The sequence below is a fragment of the Candidatus Amarolinea dominans genome (assembly GCA_016719785.1).
Classification (GTDB): domain Bacteria; phylum Chloroflexota; class Anaerolineae; order SSC4; family Amarolineaceae; genus Amarolinea; species Amarolinea dominans.
Window position 1 is genome coordinate 239,312 of the sequence record JADJYJ010000001.1, and the last position, 16,961, is coordinate 256,272.

Consider the following 16,961-nt stretch of genomic DNA (forward strand, 5'->3'; position numbering starts at 1 on the left):
CCTGAATGGGGGGATTTAGACAAGAGACCGTGGGCCTCACCTCACCTCATCCCCCGGCCCCTTCTCCTCTCCGCGGGGCGGAGAGGAGAAGGGGGGGAGAGGGGAAGAGAGTGCGGAGAGGAGAAGGGGGGAGAAGGGGGGAAGAGGACGGCTGTCGTGGGCCTCACCTCATCCCCCGGCCCCTTCTCCTCTCCGCGGGGCGGAGAGGAGAAGGGGGGGAAGAGGGGAAGAGGGAAGAGAGTGCGGAGAGGAGCAGGGGGGAAGAGGAGAAGGGGGGAAGAGAGTCGGCTGTCGTGGGCCTCACCTCATCCCCCGGCCCCTTCTCCTCTCCGCGGGGCGGAGAGGAGAAGGGGGGAAGAGAGTCGGCGGCCAGAGCTGTGTTCGGCGGGCGGGGGGTGCAGCGGCGGCGCGACGGCAGGGGGCGCATCGTCCTGGTTGTCTGTGGGGGTGTACTCCGGCACCAGGTGCAGCAGGCCGACCCGGATGGCATTGGCATCGTTGGCGCGCGCCGCGGCGACCAGGGCGTCTACAGCGGCGGACAGGCGCGGCGCGCGGCGCTGACTGGCCCGGGCCGCGATCATGATTTTTTCGTGCGCAGTGGGCTGATAGGTTTCGCCGGGCACGAACAGCTCCTCGAACAGCTTCTCGCCCGGGCGCATGCCGGTGACGACGATGTCTATGTCGCGCCCCTCCTGCAGGCCCGACAGTTCGATCAGGTCGCGCGCCAGGTCAAGGATTCTGACCGGCTCGCCCATGTCGAGCATGAAGACTTCGCCCCCATTCCCCAGCACCGCGGCCTGCAAGACCAACTGCACCGCCTCCGGAATGGTCATGAAGAAGCGGGTCATCTCCGGATCGGTGATGGTGACCGGGCCGCCGGCCGCAATCTGCTGCTTGAAGGTGAGCACCACGCTGCCCCGGCTGCCCAGCACGTTGCCAAAGCGGACCGCGACGTAGGGTCGTCCGCTGACTGCGGCCGCCTCGCGCACCTGCAGCTCGGCCGCCCGTTTGGACGCGCCCATGATGCTGGTGGGGTTGACGGCCTTGTCGGTGGAGATCATGACGAAGCGTTCGACGCCCACGGCCTGCGCCGCGGCCAGGACGTTGCGTGTACCCAGGACATTGTTGGTGATGGCTTCAGCCGGATTGGCCTCCATCAGTGGGACATGCTTGTGCGCCGCGGCATGAAAGACGATCTGCGGCTTGACCTCGTCGAAGATGGCCTGCAGGCGCTCTGGAAAACGGACGTCGGCGATCACGCTGCGCACCAGAGGCCGCGGCGCGACGGCGCGCGGCGTTTTCGCCAGGGTGCGCTGCAGTTCGTTGCCGATCTCGAAGACGGAGTTTTCACCGTGGCCCAGAATGACCAGTTCGGCCGGGTTGCAGCGCAAGATCTGGCGGCACAGTTCGGAACCGATGGAGCCGCCGCCGCCGGTGACGAGCACGCGCTTGCCACGCAGGAGGGCCTGCACCGCCGCGCCATCAATCTGCACCGACTCCCGCCGCAGCAGGTCTTCGATCTGCACGGTGCGCAGTTGGTTGACGCTGACGGTGCCATCGAGCAGTTCGTACAGGCCGGGGATGATCTTGACCGGCGCCTGGGCCTGCTCGCAGGTGGCGATGATCTCACGAATCACCTTGCCGGGCGCGGTGGGCATGGCGATGACCACGAGGCCAACGCTCGTCTCTTTGAGCAACTGACGCAGTTCGGTGCGCGCGCCCAGGACGCGCACGCCGCGGATGACGGCGCCGAGCTTGTCTGGCTCGTCATCCACGAAGCCGACCGGCAGCAGGTTGGCAAGCGGGTTGCTCTGAATCTCGCGCACGATCATCAGGCCGGCCGCGCCCGCGCCCACGATCAAGGTGCGCGTGGCGTTGGCGCGACCGTGATAGACCTGGTCAAGGCGCTCGGCGATCCGCGTGCTGTAGCGCGTAACGCCCACCAGCGCCAGGGTCAGCAGGCCGTCGAGCAGCGGCAGCGAGCGCGGAAAGCCAGGGCCGATCAAGCCCAGAGGGCGCAGGATGACGAAGAAGATCAGAGTCTGCAGCAGCGTGGACTGAATGACGCCCGCGGCGATCAACGTCAGCTCGTCAATGCTGGCGTAGCGCCAGTAGCGCCGGTAGAAGCCGTTGGGGAAGAAGACGGCCAGCTTGACGCAGAGGAAGGCCGCGGTGATGATTATTAGGGGGAGGGCGTCGGCCGTGAGGGAGAGTCTGTCGGTGCGCAGGCAGAGGAGCGCCAGGGTCGGCGTCAGCAGCGCGATCAGGATGTCGAGGGCGAGGAAGTGACGATTACGCAGTTTCAACAACAGACGCAGCAGTCTGTTCATCCAGGGATGGCCTGGGGTTACGGGTGTTGGCATGGCGATGAACCTCGTGGGAATTTCAGATTGGACATTACGACGACGGGGCTTGTCTTCTGGATGCTCCCAAATCTAAGCCTGAACGATTACCATCACCCGTCCGATCATAACGCACGCGTATCAATTGTCTGAAGTCCGGATCGCTGGCCATAGCTGTGCTCCTCTTGCGTAGACCGTCCGGCTCAAGTGTGTGGGGAGTGTTCTGCAACTCAAGAAACGCGCCGCGCCCAGATACGCACGCGCAACTCCTCGCCAATCATCTCAAACTCCGGCTCCCGACCGGCCAACTGGCGAGACAGGCGGACGATCAACCGCGGCACCCCGGTGCCGATCGCACTCATGTAGCCCAATTGCGTGAGCAGGGTCGCGATCGCCCGGTTGCGCTCGGCATGGACCCCCAACTTGATGTTGTCCAGCGTAACCGAATTGGGCAGCCGACCAGGGCTGCGCACTTCGATACGATCGCTGAACAGAAAGACCCGGATTTGCGACCCACTCAGGCTATAATCACGATGGGCGACCGCATTGACCACTGCCTCGCCCAACGCCTTGCGATCATACAGCACGATGTCCTCGCGGCCGAAGCCGTGTTCGCGCGCGGGCATCCGAATGTTGCGCTCCAAGAAGACGCGGGTATCCTCGATGATGTTCGGCAGCCGGCCCATGATCTCGCGCCGATCCAGGATGTCCGCATCCTCATCGCTGCCGGCAAAAGCCACGGCCGACAGGCGGCTTTGCGGCAGCCAACGCTGCGGCGTCTGGCCGAAGATCAACAGCGCGGCGATGCTGAGCATCTGCTCGCCGTCGAGGTCGTGCAACAGCCGCAGGTTGCGCAACAACTGCGGGAGATCCAGGCCGCTCTGCGCCAGTTGTTCCTCCAACGTCAGGCCGAACTGGACGCGGTGATAGGCCTCGAAGGCCGGCAGGGAAAGCTCGGCCAACGTGGCGCCGAGCACCGGGCTTTCATCGTAGTGCAACTCGCCGGCTGCCTGGGCGATGCGCATTAATTCGCGACCTGTGGCGTCTTTCTTATCCCGCCCCACGCGCACGTAGAAACGGCCGCCGGCCGTTCGGTAGGGCTTCAGTCGGTTGAGCGCCGGCTTGACGGTCAACGCAAGCACGGTCCGGCCGGCCAGGACGAGCTGCTCGATGATCGGGCTAACGGGGGGAATGCAACGATCGCGACAGAGGTTGGTCAGGGTCTGAAAGACCACGTCGGGATCAGCCACGCCCACGATGCTGCCGTCGTCCTCGACGCCAATATAGAGCACGCCACCGTCGCTGTTGGCGAACGCCACGATCTCGCCTGCCACGCTTTCCTGGTTGTCAATCAGGCGCTTGAATTCCTGCTTCTGGCCCTCGCCCTCTGCGATCATGCGGAGCAGATCAACTTCGTCCAGTATGGTAGTCATTTCATCCACCTCCGTGGCGCAATCGCACCGTGAGTCCACCCACTGAGACACATCATACACCCGCAGGCCTGGCGACTGCAAGTCGCTGCAACGACTGCGAAGCCCACCTGCGTGGGCTGTGCCCCAGGACTGAAATGCACCCGCCGCGGCCCTGCACCAGCCCGCTTGCGGCCGACCCTGGAACCCCAAGAGCGGTGGCGTGACAGATGCGCGCTCAGCGCACGTCCTCGGCCACGTGGCGCATGACCTGGTCGGCCCACTGTTTTGCTTGCACGGCCAGGAGGCTGCGCAGGAGTGGGATCTGCTGCGCTTCGGGCCAGGCCCGGCGCCAGAGCGCCAGCAGTGCCTGCAGGTCCACCAATTCCGCCGCCAGTTCAATCGGCGCTGCGGCCGCGGTCCATTCGATCAAATACTGGCTCTCCTCCAGCATGGCAGCGGCCACCGCGCCCCCCGTCTCATGCCGGGCCGAAGACGCCACCCGGCCCAGGTCGGCTGCCAGGCCGGCTAAACGCAAGGGCAACGCATCGCTGAGGTAGCGCGCCTGAATCCGCTCGCGATTCTTCACTGAACACCTCCCAACAGTTCACGGGTGATCGCTGCGACCTGCTGCCGGACATCTTCGTTCTGGATGATAACGCTGCGATTGCCCAGTCGCGGACGGATGTTGATCAACGACTCGAACTCGATGCGCTGCTCGGCCGGATACCAGTTGGCGCCCCACAGGTCATCCTGTTCGCTGCCTTCTGCCAGCAACAACGCCTCGCAATCGGCATGCATCTCGCCGCCGCCGGCCAACAGTCGTCGCCGAATATCCACCACGATCTTGACCAGGATCGGGTAGACCTCCAACATCTCCTGGACCTGGCGCGGCGTCGCTGGGCGGTCAAGCAGGTGGATCATCGTTTCATCTATCTCCTATCTCCATGGCTCCAATCTCACCAGAAGGCTACCTATGGAACGATCACTGTGGCATAAGGAAGTCCCCATGCATAAAGTTACGCGTTCAGCAAGGCCTCGATCACGCGCCGGCGGGGCAGAGCCAGTTGCGGCAGGCGCCGCCGCAGAACCGGTCGCGATCGTGTTGTGATCCGGCGTGCCTCTGGCGGATAATCCCACAACAAACCGGCAACGATCTGCTCAGTTTCCTGTGCCGCTGTTTGTTCTTTTTTTTTTATCTCTGCTTCGGTTGCCAGGCGCAGCTGCGTCAAAAACGCGCCTACGGCCTGGTCGGACAGGGGTTTTGTCAGCAAAGCGCTGCCAGATATTCCTTGCTGGTTGATTGTCAACAGATGTTCGTAGGCAACGGGCACACGTTTCTGATCGGCCAGGGCGAACAAGGAAGGCAGGTCGTAGTCCTGACAGATATAGTAGAGATCAACGATGTCCTTGATCGCGGCGCGATCCTCAAAGGCCGTGATCTTATTGGCGCCAATATCTGTCAATGAATTCGTGTAAATGCCCTGCGGCAGTCGGGTCAGTTCTCCGGTTAGGTGCGTGTCGCGTACCATGTCAACCTTGAGGCGGATCCCTTGATCGGCAACGAAGAAACGGACAAACCATGCCGACAACTGTTCCACCGCAACCGTCAGTGTGCGCTGCTGCAAACGCGCAATCAATTCATTGGCGATATACTGCAACTGGGATCCTTGTGTGAAGAAATCCAGATCTTCTGACAGCCGATGATCGAAGTGGAAACGCGCCAGGGCAGTACCGCCTGTCAGGTAGATCGTGTCTTGGAAGATGGAGGCCACTTCAAAGACGATGTCCTGCAAGGGGTAGAGTTGGTGATGATAAGCGGCAATTTCTTCAGGTGTTGCCTGGCGGCAGAACTGGTTGATCATGGTAAGGTTTTGCTGCCCCAACGAAGAGTGAACTGGTTCCTCATTACATTCTTCCTCGTATTATACTCGCTGGCCACAACCGGTCAATCTTGGGCAACCAAGTGTTACCACGACGCTGGGACATCACCGGATCCCTGTGGATACAAGCCCCGACCGGCAAGTCCCTCCACTGTAGCAGAGCCTCAATCTTGCGGTGGATGCCACCCTGCACGTGCCCAATGACGCCGCGTCTCCACAGCGAAGGGATTGTTCAAGTTCAGAGCCGCTACGGTGACGCGACCACAAGCCGCGCGCTTCGATTCGCAATTGCGTCCGCATGGCGCCGGAAATGAAGCCGGGAGTCATGCGTTACGCTGCGCCCGTAGGCCGCGCCGCACGGCTTCCGCCAGGGCTTCGGCTTTACGCAATTGTCCTGCCTCGTAGACGCGCATCAAGGCCCATAACTCAGGTTTTTCATCTACCGTCAACTGGCCGCTTTGCTGGCGGTCCAGGAGTTCGCTCAGCCGTTCGCTCTGCCTGAGCGACATTTGCGCGTCGCATTGGCTGAGGACGCGCTGATCGGACCAGTGTTCGATGGCATCCTCTTTGACGTCCCACGCATCCAGGGCCGAAGAAAGAACGTCGGTTAGTACCGCGCGAACCGGACGCTTGACGCCCGCCGCCAAACGGGTCGCCGAACGATAAAGCCGGTCAGAAAGTCGTAAAGTCACCTGTGTTTGCATCTGAGTCTCCACCACAACGATCATTCTGATGGGAGGAAGTATAGCACAGCCGAGAGGCCTTGCCAAGCGATTTGCGGGCGGCAGAGGGCAGAGATCGGAGACCGGAGATCGGAGATCGGAGACCGGAGACCGGAGATCGGAGATCGGAGACCGGAGATCGGAGATCGGAGACCGGAGACCGGAGACCGGAGATCGGAGATCGAAGACCGGAGATCGGAGATCGGAGACCGGAGACCGGAGACCGGAGATCGGAGACCGGAGATCGGAGATCGGAGACCGGAGATCGGAGATCGGAGATCGGAGATCGGAGATCGGAGATCGGAGATCGGAGATCGGAGATCGGAGATCGGAGATCGGAGATCGGAGACCGGAGATCGGAGATCGGAGATCGGAGACCGGAGATTGGAGATCGGAGATCGGAGATCGGAGATCGGAGACCGGAGATTGGAGATCGGAGATCGGAGATCGGAGACCGGAGATCGGAGACCGGAGATCGGAGACCGGAGATCGGAGATTGGAGACCGGAGATCGGAGATCGGAGATCGGAGACCGGAGACCGGAGATCGAAGATCGGAGATTGGAGATCGGAGATTGGAGACCGGAGATCGGAGACCGGAGATCGAAGATCGGAGATTGGAGACCGGAGATCGGAGATCGAAGATCGGAGGCCGGAGACCGGGGGCGGAGCGTAGGGGGGAGGTTGGTTGAGTGAGGGGAAGAAGTGTTCTGCTCACGATACCCACACGACCAAACCTTGACTACCAAGAGGCGTTCCAACGTTGCATTCTCGAACCAAAGAGCATGGTAGCCCATGCTCTCCAGGCCGGTGATCGCGCTTTCTGGATTTGTGCCCAGGCCGCGTACTGTGCCCAAAGCCTGCACCAATTCCTGCTCATCGTGCTTGCGACCTCGATAGGCAAGCACCATGCGCACACAGGCTGGCAAACACGCATCGGGGGACTTCTGTCTGCAATGAGGAACGTTGAGCACGAGTTCTATTGATCTCCCATGACCTCAACCGCGCGACGACGCATGGTCTCCAGCGGAGTCGAAGGCTTCTCAAGGAAATCGCCAGCCAAATCGTAGATCAGTTCGCCGATCGGCCTCAAACTGTCCGACGCGAAAACGGTCACTCGCCATGCGTCTTCACGTTGTCGCGCTTCAATGGTCACCGCATCGCCCAGATGGCGCAGCAGATGGCGCAGTGCTCTGCTCTCTATCTTCGCACGATGAGCCAGGGCCGGCAGAACACGAATACCTTCAACCCCCAATTCCAACACAACTTGAGCCCCTGGCTGCAACCCATAGCGTTGCATCAAGGGGAGAGGAATCTGCAATCCATCACCACTGATCGTCTGATGAGCTCGCTCCATTGGACCACCTCCATCAATTGCTACGCACTCGATTCGTTCCATCTCACCCCATTATACCCACTTCGCCCAGCCGGTCAATCGCACCAGGCCAACCATGGATCCGATTTCCTCAGCGACCGGATCACTGCTGCCACACGCATCAGATCGGCCGCGGTCAGCCTCGACCCCGACGGCAGACACAGCCCATCCCGGAACAACGCCTCGGCCCCCCCAACCCCCCAATCCTGGGGGGGAGGAAGAGCGAGTCCCCCCCGATTTCGGGGGGAGGAGGAGCGAGTCCCTCCCGATTTCGGGGAGAGGAAGAGCGAGTCCCCCCCGATTTCGGGGAGAGGAAGAGCGAGTCCCTCCCGATTTCGGGGAGAGGAAGAGCGAGTCCCTCCCGATTTCGGGGAGAGGAAGAGCGAGTCCCCCCCGATTTCGGGGGTTAGGGGGGCGGGTAGGTTCATAACCTTCCTCTCATCGCGTTGAAGGTGTGCCGTGCCCGCACACGGAGTCCGCCGGTTCCGTAGCGCGCTGCCAGCCATGCCTCTTCGGGCCAGACTGCCCGGCCCAGCAGCCGGCCCGCATCGAGCGGGCGGTCCACCATGGCCAACAGGAACAGAAACCGGAGGGGGCCGGTGGTGATGTTGCGGCGCTGAAGCAGCGTGCCCGGGTTGACGAACAGGTGCAGCACCCAGCGGCGCAGCGGGGATGGGGCCAGACGGGCAAGCGCAGGTCGCGCCTCGCTCAACCCCACGATGGACAGGGCCAGGTCCAGGGCCAGCCAGGTGGGAGTAGCCACGCGCCAGGCTCGCGCCCGTTCAGCCGCGAGAACCCAGTCAACCGGCTGCTGCCGCGCCAGCAGGGCAATGTCCACCAGGCCGCGCACCCAGGGGTAGGAGAACTGATGGTTGACGGCCAGGTGCAGGGCCAACTGCAAGAGGGCGTCCTCAGGCGAGAGCATCTTCGCCGGCTGGCCGGCAATTACAACCGGCGCCAGGCGTTCGCACGTTTCGCTCGACCTGGCGCGGGTGGTGCGATGCAGCCACTGGCCGGCAAAAACCCCTCGATGCAGTTCGATCAGCCCGGTATCCGGCGTGGGGCCGTAGAACTTGAACTCGCCCTCATGCAGCGCCTGCAGGGCCGCGGGACGAGCAGGCTTGACGCGTTGAACATAGCCGATCTGCGCCAGGACATGGACAGCGACCTCGATCTCTGCATCCGAAAGCCACAGGTCCAGGTCGCTCATCGGCCGGCAGGCGTAGTTGGGGTAGACCGTGTGGGCCAGGACTGCACCCTTGAAAAGCACCGGCACGACGCCATGCGCGGCCAGGGCCTGAAGCACGGTGGTCAACTCACGGGCGCGCAGCGCCGCACGCGACGCAGCGAGGTAATAGGCGTGCTGCAACTGGGCCAGGACGGCGGACGAGACGGCCGCCTGGAGCTGATCCTGGCGCAGGCGGTAGAAAACGAAGGGCGCCATTCCCTGACCGTGCAGCCAGGCCGCCAGGGCCGCGTCCAACCGGTTGGCCGCCAGCCATTCGCCCAGGGCCTGTGGACGTGAGGAAACCAATGCCTGCACGAACGAGACGATTGCCTGGGGCGCTGCCGCCGATCCGGTATGTTGTGCGATGTGCGTCATGCTTGCCAATGATTCAATGTTCACCTGCCCAGGCCGCGCATCGCCGGGTATTCAGCGACGTGGGCGCGGCGCAACAGCAAACGTAACTGCGTTTTTACCGCAAAGATCGCAGAGAGCGCAGAGGAATCGCGCCTGGCAGTGTGGCCGCGCGCCTTACGATTAGATGTGCGGGTGTAGGGGAAGGGGGGAGGTTGGTTGAGGGGGGGGGCGTGGAGCGAGGGGGAGGGTGGGTCAAGGGTCAGGTCGGGGGGTGGGTTGAATGGAGCGACCGCACCCAGCACCAGCGCGATGACGATCCAGAGGCCGCCAGCGCCTGCCCTGCGGCGATGCCGTCAATGCCGTCTATAAAGTTGTAGGCGTAGTATCAGTAGTCCGCATCACCGCTTTGTGCTACAATCAGCAGTAGGCCACAATTGGCCTGGCATCACTTTCGACGTGCCCAACCATGACGGCGCCGATTCGACTTTCGCCGCGTCATAGATCCTGGTGACAAACAGTATACTCGTGATGTCTATCACGAGCCTTTGGCCGAAGAATTCGGCCGTAAAGAGATGAATGCCTTCATTGCGTATTTCTATGGTTTCCTGAAGGGTTATTTCAGTGTGGCAGGGAAGGAGCAGACCCAGTTTTTCTATCGGTCCATCGAGGCTTGTTGGGCCGTATATGGGTGCAGAGACGGTCAATTCTTTGAACGAGCCTACGAAGATGAAGAAGAATACCGGAAGGCAATTAAGGAACTGCAACAACACGAGTAATCGCCCTGTAGTTTTGACCAGGCGAGGGCTACAATTCGCGCAAAATTGTGCTGAGTATAGCACAGAACCGCTCCCGCTCCCGCTCCCGACCCCCACCAACAACAGCAATTCCAAGTGGGGCAGGCAAAGGTAGCAGCGAGTTATGGTTGTGTGGATACCTCTTCCGTGATGACATCCACCACATCCACAATACCCAGGGGACGTCCTGGTTCGACATGTGTTTCTCCACCGATGTGGATGTGATGAGGATGGTTCGGAAGATCTGGATAGTGCCTGGCGTTGTCCCATCGCTTACGTAGGATCTGTTGGGACGAATCCATCCATTGGTGACGATACTCTACGAGCCTTGCTTGGCCGCCAACGATGGTGAAGAACTCCGATACCTCAACAAAGTCGCCGTTGGTCAAAACAAGCCGGGCACGAAAGAAGCCTCGATCTTGTAGGGCATATTCTTGAACTACTGTAATCTGAGCGATTGTGGTCGCGCCTGCCAACTTGGACTTGATTTTTTCCAAGTGAGACTGCGCGTTCATCCGCTGGCCTCACTGCCTAGCGTCGCCAGCTGCTCTTCAACTGACTGCCACATCTGGTAGAAGGCACTCCATTCGAACATATCGGCAGCATCACCGAGGGCGCCGGCTTGAAATCTGCGATAGAACTCCTCGGATGGGAGGCGGTATTGTGCCTCGAACGCGTGAAGGTGCTGCTCGATCCGTACCAATTCGCGACGTGCATGATCCCGCTCCAGTGATAGAAGTTTATCAATCGTGGTATCCACTGTCTTGCTGCGGTATCCGCGTCGGTATAGCCGTTCAAGGGACTGAATCCTGCTCAATGTTTGTCCGCCCAGACTCATTTCAATATGCCTCCTCTCATCAAGTCTTTCCGATTCTACCTCATTTCGCTCGTTGTTACCAATCCACTTATGAAGCTTCCCTGGGTCTCTGCGGCCGATCTGGCATGGTGTGCGGTGTGCGTCATGCTTGCCAATGATTCAATGTTCACCTGCCCAGGCCGCGCATCGCCGGGTATTCAGCGACATGGGCGCGGCGCAACAGCAAACGTAACTACATTTTCACCGCAGAGGTCGCAAAGGGCGCAGAGGAATCGCACCTGGCAGTGTGGCCGCGCGCCTTATGATTAGAGGTGCGGGTGCAGGGGAAGGGGGGAGGTTGGTTGAGGGGAGGCATCGCGCAGGGGGAGGGTGGGTCAAGGGTCAGGTCGGGGAGGGGGTTGAATGGAGCGACCGCACCACCTCCACCACCCGCGCCAGGTCAGCCTCGCTCATGGCGGCGCCGGAGGGCAGGCAGAGGCCATCGCGGAACAACGCCTCGGCCACACTTCTCCCCTCCCTCGCAGGGAGGGGCCGGGGGAGGGTCACCTCGCAGGGAGGGGCCGGGGGAGGGTCACCTCGCAGGGCGGGGCCGGGGGAGGGGGACCTCGCAGGGAGGGGCCGGGGGAGGGTCACCTCGCAGGGAGGGGCCGGGGGAGGGTCACCTCGCAGCCCTGAAAGACGGGCTGCAGGTGCATGGGCTTCCAGAGGGGACGGGACTCGATATTCTGCGCTTCCAGGGCCAGGCGGATGGTTTCCCGGCCGGCGGCCCCCCTACCCCCCAATCCTGGGGGAAACACATCCCTCTCCCCCAAAATTGGGGGCCGGGGGGGCGTGATGACGGTCAGCCAGGGCATGGCGGTAGAACGCGAAGATTTCCCGTTTGCGCTGCACTCTTTGATCCAGCACGCGCAACTGCCCGCGGCCGATGGCGGCCAGGACGTTGCTCAGGCGATAGTTGTAGCCGATCTCCGAGTGCTTACACCACGAGAACCTCTTGCCGGCGACGCAATGCGGGTGGTAAGAGCGATGCGCTAGCTTCGGCCGCGGCCTGCGTTTGCAATTGCGCATCATCGCTCATGTTGGTCAATAGCGCCATCGGTTGACCGCGACGCTTCGGGATGCGGCGCCGGCTGCGCCATTGCTCTATTGACCGCGGCCTGCAAAGAATCGTCGCTAACAGCCCCAGCCAAAAACGCCAGGCGATCCAGGAATCCGTCTTCCTACAGGACGACCACGTTGCGTGCTTGTACTTCGCGCAAGAAGCGGTTGTACGACACCCCCGCCAGCGCCGCCCCGCTACGCAAGTCCACCTCACGCTGCATGTAACGGCGGATAGCCAACTCGATTCTCACCCTCTCACCCTCTCCACTTCCTTACCTCTAGCCAGCAGGGGCAAAAGCGCGGGCCAGCCATTGCCCCGGTTCACCGACCACTCTCGGAGACGCCTTGAGTTGGTCAAGATACCACCACCAATGTGAACGGGGGCTTTGGCGTTGGAGCCGGGCATGACGCAGCTCGCGTCCGCCAATCACTTGTAAGAAGACATCTCTTTCCCGCCAGAATACGTCATCCAACTGATACACCTGGTTGTACAAGCGCTGCGACAACACACTTTCGGGCGTACTTTGCTCCAAGAGAAGCTGAATCTGATCCCGAATGGCGAGGAGATCCAGGATCTCAACCCCCGCTCCTTCCAGATCGGCAACATAGCCATAGTATTTGCGCAACAAGCGCTCAAGTTGCTCTGTTGTACTCATATTGCCCACTCCTGACGGTCAACCCGGTACGCGGAAAGTTGTCCCGCAAAGAAACGCGTCCCCTCGACCGGCTTGAAGACCGTAGCAATCAGATCCGCTTCGTCATCGTACACCACCGCGATGCCCATCGAAGAATTGAAGAAACCCCATTGCAGGCGCGGCGGGTCGATGCGATAATACCCGTAACACCAGATTTCTGTGTCGCCCGCCTGAATCGTGGCCCTGGCATCGGCGTTCAATTGATCCAGTGTCGTATCGGCCGGCCAATCCTGGTCAACATAGATGCGTTTCAGCAGATGCCAGAGTGCTGTCGCAACGAGCGTGCCGCGGTGATACGCCCTGCCGGCATGGGTGACATCGAAGTAACGCCAACGCAGAAAATGAGCGCCCCAATTGACCGCGCTGGCCTTCTGGATCACCTGACGAACGATCTCCGGCGTAATCAGGCGACCAAGCAACTCGACGGCGTTACGATCTCCACCGCTCTGAGCGTCTAACACATCAGCACTCACTCTCATGTTGGCTATGATACACCACCAGATCACAAAACACAAGCCGCGACTCGCCTCGGACCCGCGCCAGCCCGCAAAAACTGAGATGGGGAGATGGGGTCAGAGATCAGAGATCGGGGGCGGAGCGTAGGGGGGAGGTTGGTTGAGCGGGGGGCGTGGCGCGAGGGGGAGGGTGAGTCAAGGGCCAGGTCGGGGGGTGGGTTGAATGGAGCGACCGCACCACCTCCACCACCCGCGCCAGGTCAGCCTCGCTCATGGCGGCGCCGGAGGGCAGGCAGAGGCCATCGCGGAACAACGCCTCGGCCACACTTCTCCCCTCCCTCGCAGGGAGGGGCCGGGGGAGGATCGCCTCGTAACCCCGGAACACAGGCTGCAGATGCATCGGCTTCCAGAGAGGGCGCGATTTGATGTCCTCCCGCTCCAGCGCCAGGCGGATGCCCTCACCGTCATCTGGCAGGCATCAGGCAAACGCCAGGTAATCGGGAGGGGCATACAAGTGGCGGCGACGCAAAGGCTCAGGCGCAGCATCCCGGCACAGGTCGCGCAAGCGACGCATGTGAATCGCTGATTTTAGTAAATAGCGCGGCTGTTCCATCGGCCCGACTTGCCGCGTCCATGTTGGCGCTGATTGCTGCGTACGCAACGCGAAGAGTTCCAGAAGGGCCGCCGCCGCCACCAAGGTCGGGTTATCTGTCTCGGGCCGCGGGATATCCGCTAACACAGGCTGGTTGCGCAAAAACTCTTGAACCAGCGCGCGCGTCAACAAGCTGTCGTCACGCAGGATTGCCGCAGAAATCTGCTCAATTGTTGCCATAGATGGACTCCCAAAGATCAAGAAATGCATAGCGCGCCTTCAGTGCCTGGCTGGGTACCACGAACGGCTCTATCATAGCCCAGGACACTTCCTGATCGCCGCTGCGCCCACGAGTAGCCCAGTCCCCCCAGCGTTGGGGGCAGGGGGCCAGGTGCATGGGCTTCCAGAGGGGACGCGACTCGATGTCCTCCCGGCCGGCGACCCCCCTACCCCCAATCTTGGGGGAAACACATCCCTCTCCCCCAAAATTGGGGGCCGGGGGGGCAAGCGCCAGCCAGGGCATGGCGGTAGAACGCGAAGGTTTCCCGTTTGCGCTGCACTCTTTGCTCCAGGACGCGCAACTGGCCGCGGCCGATGGCGGCCAAGACATTGCTCAGGCGGTAGTTTTCGAGGCGAAGGTTTCCTGGACGAACTGCTGCTCCAGGCCGGACATGTGGGGAAGGGAGAGGGAGATACACGTCAGAGGTCAGATTGGCTCTGTCGCCAAGTTCTAATCAGGTCCTGTAACGTACGCGCCATCTGAACTAGTCGCTGCGCCGACTGCAGCGCATCTTCGGCAGTCTGCCTGGTAAACAAGTCCCAGGGCAGCGTGTAACTCGCTTCATCACCATAGTCCGTGAGGAAATGCGCCTCTGTGCCAAGAATGAGCAGATCGGGCAGCATCGCGCGCAAAAGTTCGCTCACCTCGGCCGGCAAAGCCTGCTGGCGCAGTATGGATGCAATCTGACGGGCGGGGTCGTGCGTCTTCGGCGCGATTCCAAACAAGGCCAGCGCAGCTTTGCCGGCATTTTCCACCGTCAGTTGTGCGTTATCAACGCAGGAGCGCCAGCGTTCGAGCAACAAGTCTTGCTCCGCCTCAACGAGAAAACCTGCGGCAAGAGCAATCCGATACGCTACATCTCTAGACGCGCTCACGATAGCCCTCCCAAGTGATGACCCATTCCTTCTTAGGAAGTGCGGGAAACATCCACATCCAAGTACCAGCAAGGCGTCGGCGTTGCATGCCGGCATCGTGTAATGCTTGTCTCACTTTGACCTGCAAAGTTTCGAAATACGTTTGCCCATAGAGACCAATCCCATCCATGCAGACGTCCATCACCAAAGGCGAGAGATTGCCCAATAATTCGTGCGGTGTTTTGGCAATCACCGACAGACGCTCAGGCAGATGGATCAGGACAGGCAGCAAAGGCGTCATGATTTCTCGCTGACGCACCAGGGGATCATGAGAGAGATCTTCCACAACCATGAAGATATCATGGTCGCTGTCTCGACGCTCTTCTCCGCGGCTCTGCGAACCGAATAGGACGAGCATTTTTAGGCGCTCGCCGAAGTGTTCAGCCAATTTCTGGACTAGAATGTCGTAGAGCTGCGTTTTGGCCTCATGCACGTTCACGGTCATCACTGTCATTTCTACCTCCCTTGCCAGAATGTATACTGCAAGCAGACACGAATTGCGCCTGTTTCCGCAGGCAGAAGAGTGAAGTCTATTCCCGCTTACAAGTATACGATTCGATCTCCCTGGCAAGATCCTATTCTAGCTAAGTTCTTGGCTAAGTCAAGGATGCGAGACTGCTGGTTCCGAATAGAAGATGGAGGGTCAGGCGAAGACGGCGGCGAGGGTGCGCAGGATGAGGGCGAGGTCGCCTGCCCAGGCGGCGCACCGCCGCAGGCGAGCGATTGAAATCACGCCTGGTGAGCGTACCGCCGGGCGCTCAGCGGCGTGGGCGCAATGCCGGTCGGCGAGCGCCGACCTGGCGGCGGAGCGCCCTTGCGGCCCGAATTCATTCGGCGGCTTGCAGTCGGCGCCGGATGCCTGAGCAGTTACCCTATCTGCGAAGCGATTGAATCACCGCCGCGACCCGTTCGAGATCCGTTTCGCTCATGGCTGTGCCGGAGGGCAGGCACAGCCCGTGCTGAAACAGCGCGGCAGCTACGTCGCCGCCCACGACTTCGCAGCCGGCGAAGACTGGCTGCAGGTGCATGGGCTTCCAGAGGGGACGGGACTCGATGTCCTCCCGCTCCAGCGCCAGGCGAATGGCCGCGCGCGTGGCGCCGAACTGCGCGGGATCCACGGTGATGCGGGTGAATCTGCCGAGCAGGTGGTCTCGGCCACAGCGATTGCGGACCAGAAGCTGAGGCAGGGCGGTTATGTGTGGTATTCTGTCGGGGGTTCGGCCACCAGCACATTTGCGGCCTGAACGCGGGATCGTTGGTGAGTGCGCACACTCAAGAAACGTGCAAAGTCCAGCACCTCAGCACCGGCAGGCGCCGGAAGCCGAGCAATTAGGGCGGCGACACGATCGGCCATTGAAAGCCACTGTTTTTCTTGGGCGCGCCAAACTAAAACAATTTGTTCTGGAGGTAGTGCCAGGAAGCTCAATGTCTGCCCCTGTTCATCACTGAACTCGATCTCGAATGCCTTGCCGTCGCCATGCACTTCCAGGACGGTGCCTTGCATGCCAGCGTAGAGCTTGTGTTGGGGCAGATCCACGATTAGTTCTACTACGTCAAATAGATTTGCAACCTGCATCTGACTATTCCTCGACCCACAACGTCACGAGGCGTACCGCATCCTCTTCTGTGCGAACGATCCAGCCGGTACGGACAGTGGCTTGTCGGCCGTTGATACCGGTGATCAGAAAATCGGCCATATAGCGGTACCCATAGCGGTCAGCACCAAGCAAGCGCGCTTCTTCTTGAGGCGCCAACGTTTCGAGCTGACTGAGCAAATGCTGCCAGTTGTCCAGAGTATACCCCAGAGCACGCTCAAAGACAAGCGCCTTGTGTCTTCCACGTGGCGCGTCAGGGTTGAGTGCATACTCCACTAGTTTGCGGGAATCCATGATAAGACGGCCGGCAAGTTCAGATAACAGCATCTTCGGAACTCACAGATTGTCGCCCTTCCGGGGGTGCTCCATGCATGCCCCGCACCACCGTCGCCACTCGCGCCAGATCC

Annotated in this window: 21 protein-coding genes and 1 pseudogene; 1 reads left to right on the forward strand and 21 read right to left on the reverse strand. The window is 61.1% G+C overall.

Annotation, left to right across the window (positions count from 1 at the left end; all coding sequences use genetic code 11):
* Positions 1–305: 305 nt before the first annotated feature.
* From IPM84_01035 to IPM84_01070, 8 genes are all read right to left on the reverse strand, one after another.
* Complete coding sequence (locus IPM84_01035) at positions 306–2,330, reverse strand: polysaccharide biosynthesis protein (protein MBK9091371.1); 2,025 nt, start codon at positions 2,328–2,330, stop codon at positions 306–308.
* 242 nt (positions 2,331–2,572) lie between these two features.
* Positions 2,573–3,775, reverse strand: coding sequence for a putative DNA binding domain-containing protein (locus tag IPM84_01040; protein MBK9091372.1), 1,203 nt, complete (start codon positions 3,773–3,775; stop codon positions 2,573–2,575).
* Positions 3,776–3,989: 214 nt separating this feature from the next.
* Complete coding sequence (locus IPM84_01045; GenBank protein ID MBK9091373.1) at positions 3,990–4,340, reverse strand: hypothetical protein; 351 nt, start codon at positions 4,338–4,340, stop codon at positions 3,990–3,992.
* Positions 4,337–4,675, reverse strand: coding sequence for a hypothetical protein (locus IPM84_01050; GenBank protein ID MBK9091374.1), 339 nt, complete (start codon positions 4,673–4,675; stop codon positions 4,337–4,339). Before IPM84_01050 ends, IPM84_01045 begins: the two co-directional genes overlap by 4 nt.
* A gap of 95 nt (positions 4,676–4,770) precedes the next feature.
* Complete coding sequence (locus IPM84_01055) at positions 4,771–5,616, reverse strand: nucleotidyl transferase AbiEii/AbiGii toxin family protein (GenBank protein MBK9091375.1); 846 nt, start codon at positions 5,614–5,616, stop codon at positions 4,771–4,773.
* 341 nt (positions 5,617–5,957) lie between these two features.
* Complete coding sequence (locus tag IPM84_01060) at positions 5,958–7,328, reverse strand: C39 family peptidase (GenBank protein MBK9091376.1); 1,371 nt, start codon at positions 7,326–7,328, stop codon at positions 5,958–5,960.
* A 5-nt stretch (positions 7,329–7,333) separates the two neighbouring features.
* Positions 7,334–7,711, reverse strand: a complete 378-nt coding sequence (locus IPM84_01065) for a hypothetical protein (protein MBK9091377.1) — start codon at positions 7,709–7,711, stop codon at positions 7,334–7,336.
* A gap of 442 nt (positions 7,712–8,153) precedes the next feature.
* Positions 8,154–9,332: a nucleotidyltransferase family protein gene (locus IPM84_01070; GenBank protein ID MBK9091378.1), complete on the reverse strand. Its 1,179-nt coding sequence runs from the start codon at positions 9,330–9,332 to the stop codon at positions 8,154–8,156.
* Between the two features lie 524 nt (positions 9,333–9,856).
* Here IPM84_01070 and IPM84_01075 point away from each other — a divergent pair.
* Entirely contained in the window at positions 9,857–10,087 is a 231-nt protein-coding gene (locus tag IPM84_01075; protein ID MBK9091379.1) for a hypothetical protein, read from the forward strand.
* A 140-nt stretch (positions 10,088–10,227) separates the two neighbouring features.
* Here IPM84_01075 and IPM84_01080 read toward each other — a convergent pair whose 3' ends face one another.
* The 13 genes and pseudogenes from IPM84_01080 to IPM84_01140 form a co-directional block, all read right to left on the reverse strand.
* Entirely contained in the window at positions 10,228–10,620 is a 393-nt protein-coding gene (locus IPM84_01080; protein ID MBK9091380.1) for a hypothetical protein, read from the reverse strand.
* On the reverse strand, positions 10,617–10,943 hold the full coding sequence (locus tag IPM84_01085) for a hypothetical protein (protein MBK9091381.1): 327 nt from the start codon (positions 10,941–10,943) through the stop codon (positions 10,617–10,619). Before IPM84_01085 ends, IPM84_01080 begins: the two co-directional genes overlap by 4 nt.
* Before the next feature lie 750 nt (positions 10,944–11,693).
* Positions 11,694–11,993, reverse strand: coding sequence for a DegT/DnrJ/EryC1/StrS family aminotransferase (locus tag IPM84_01090; protein ID MBK9091382.1), 300 nt, complete (start codon positions 11,991–11,993; stop codon positions 11,694–11,696).
* Between the two features lie 308 nt (positions 11,994–12,301).
* Positions 12,302–12,679, reverse strand: a complete 378-nt coding sequence (locus tag IPM84_01095; GenBank protein ID MBK9091383.1) for a hypothetical protein — start codon at positions 12,677–12,679, stop codon at positions 12,302–12,304.
* A complete protein-coding gene (locus IPM84_01100) occupies positions 12,676–13,179 on the reverse strand; it encodes a hypothetical protein (protein MBK9091384.1) in 504 nt (167 codons plus the stop codon). Before IPM84_01100 ends, IPM84_01095 begins: the two co-directional genes overlap by 4 nt.
* 118 nt (positions 13,180–13,297) lie before the next feature.
* Positions 13,298–13,498: a hypothetical protein gene (locus IPM84_01105; GenBank protein ID MBK9091385.1), complete on the reverse strand. Its 201-nt coding sequence runs from the start codon at positions 13,496–13,498 to the stop codon at positions 13,298–13,300.
* 153 nt (positions 13,499–13,651) lie between these two features.
* Positions 13,652–14,005, reverse strand: coding sequence for a hypothetical protein (locus IPM84_01110; GenBank protein MBK9091386.1), 354 nt, complete (start codon positions 14,003–14,005; stop codon positions 13,652–13,654).
* A 254-nt stretch (positions 14,006–14,259) separates the two neighbouring features.
* Positions 14,260–14,391, reverse strand: a pseudogene (locus IPM84_01115) (DegT/DnrJ/EryC1/StrS family aminotransferase).
* Between the two features lie 73 nt (positions 14,392–14,464).
* Entirely contained in the window at positions 14,465–14,920 is a 456-nt protein-coding gene (locus IPM84_01120; GenBank protein MBK9091387.1) for a HEPN domain-containing protein, read from the reverse strand.
* Positions 14,907–15,413, reverse strand: a complete 507-nt coding sequence (locus tag IPM84_01125) for a nucleotidyltransferase domain-containing protein (GenBank protein MBK9091388.1) — start codon at positions 15,411–15,413, stop codon at positions 14,907–14,909. The genes IPM84_01120 and IPM84_01125 overlap by 14 nt, the downstream gene beginning before the upstream one ends.
* Positions 15,414–15,831: 418 nt before the next feature.
* Entirely contained in the window at positions 15,832–16,212 is a 381-nt protein-coding gene (locus tag IPM84_01130; protein ID MBK9091389.1) for a DegT/DnrJ/EryC1/StrS family aminotransferase, read from the reverse strand.
* The gene (locus tag IPM84_01135; GenBank protein MBK9091390.1) at positions 16,152–16,535 is read right to left on the reverse strand and encodes a DUF4926 domain-containing protein; all 384 of its coding nucleotides are present in this window, start codon (positions 16,533–16,535) and stop codon (positions 16,152–16,154) included. Before IPM84_01135 ends, IPM84_01130 begins: the two co-directional genes overlap by 61 nt.
* A gap of 4 nt (positions 16,536–16,539) precedes the next feature.
* The gene (locus IPM84_01140) at positions 16,540–16,881 is read right to left on the reverse strand and encodes a hypothetical protein (GenBank protein ID MBK9091391.1); all 342 of its coding nucleotides are present in this window, start codon (positions 16,879–16,881) and stop codon (positions 16,540–16,542) included.
* Between the last annotated feature and the right edge of the window lie 80 nt (positions 16,882–16,961).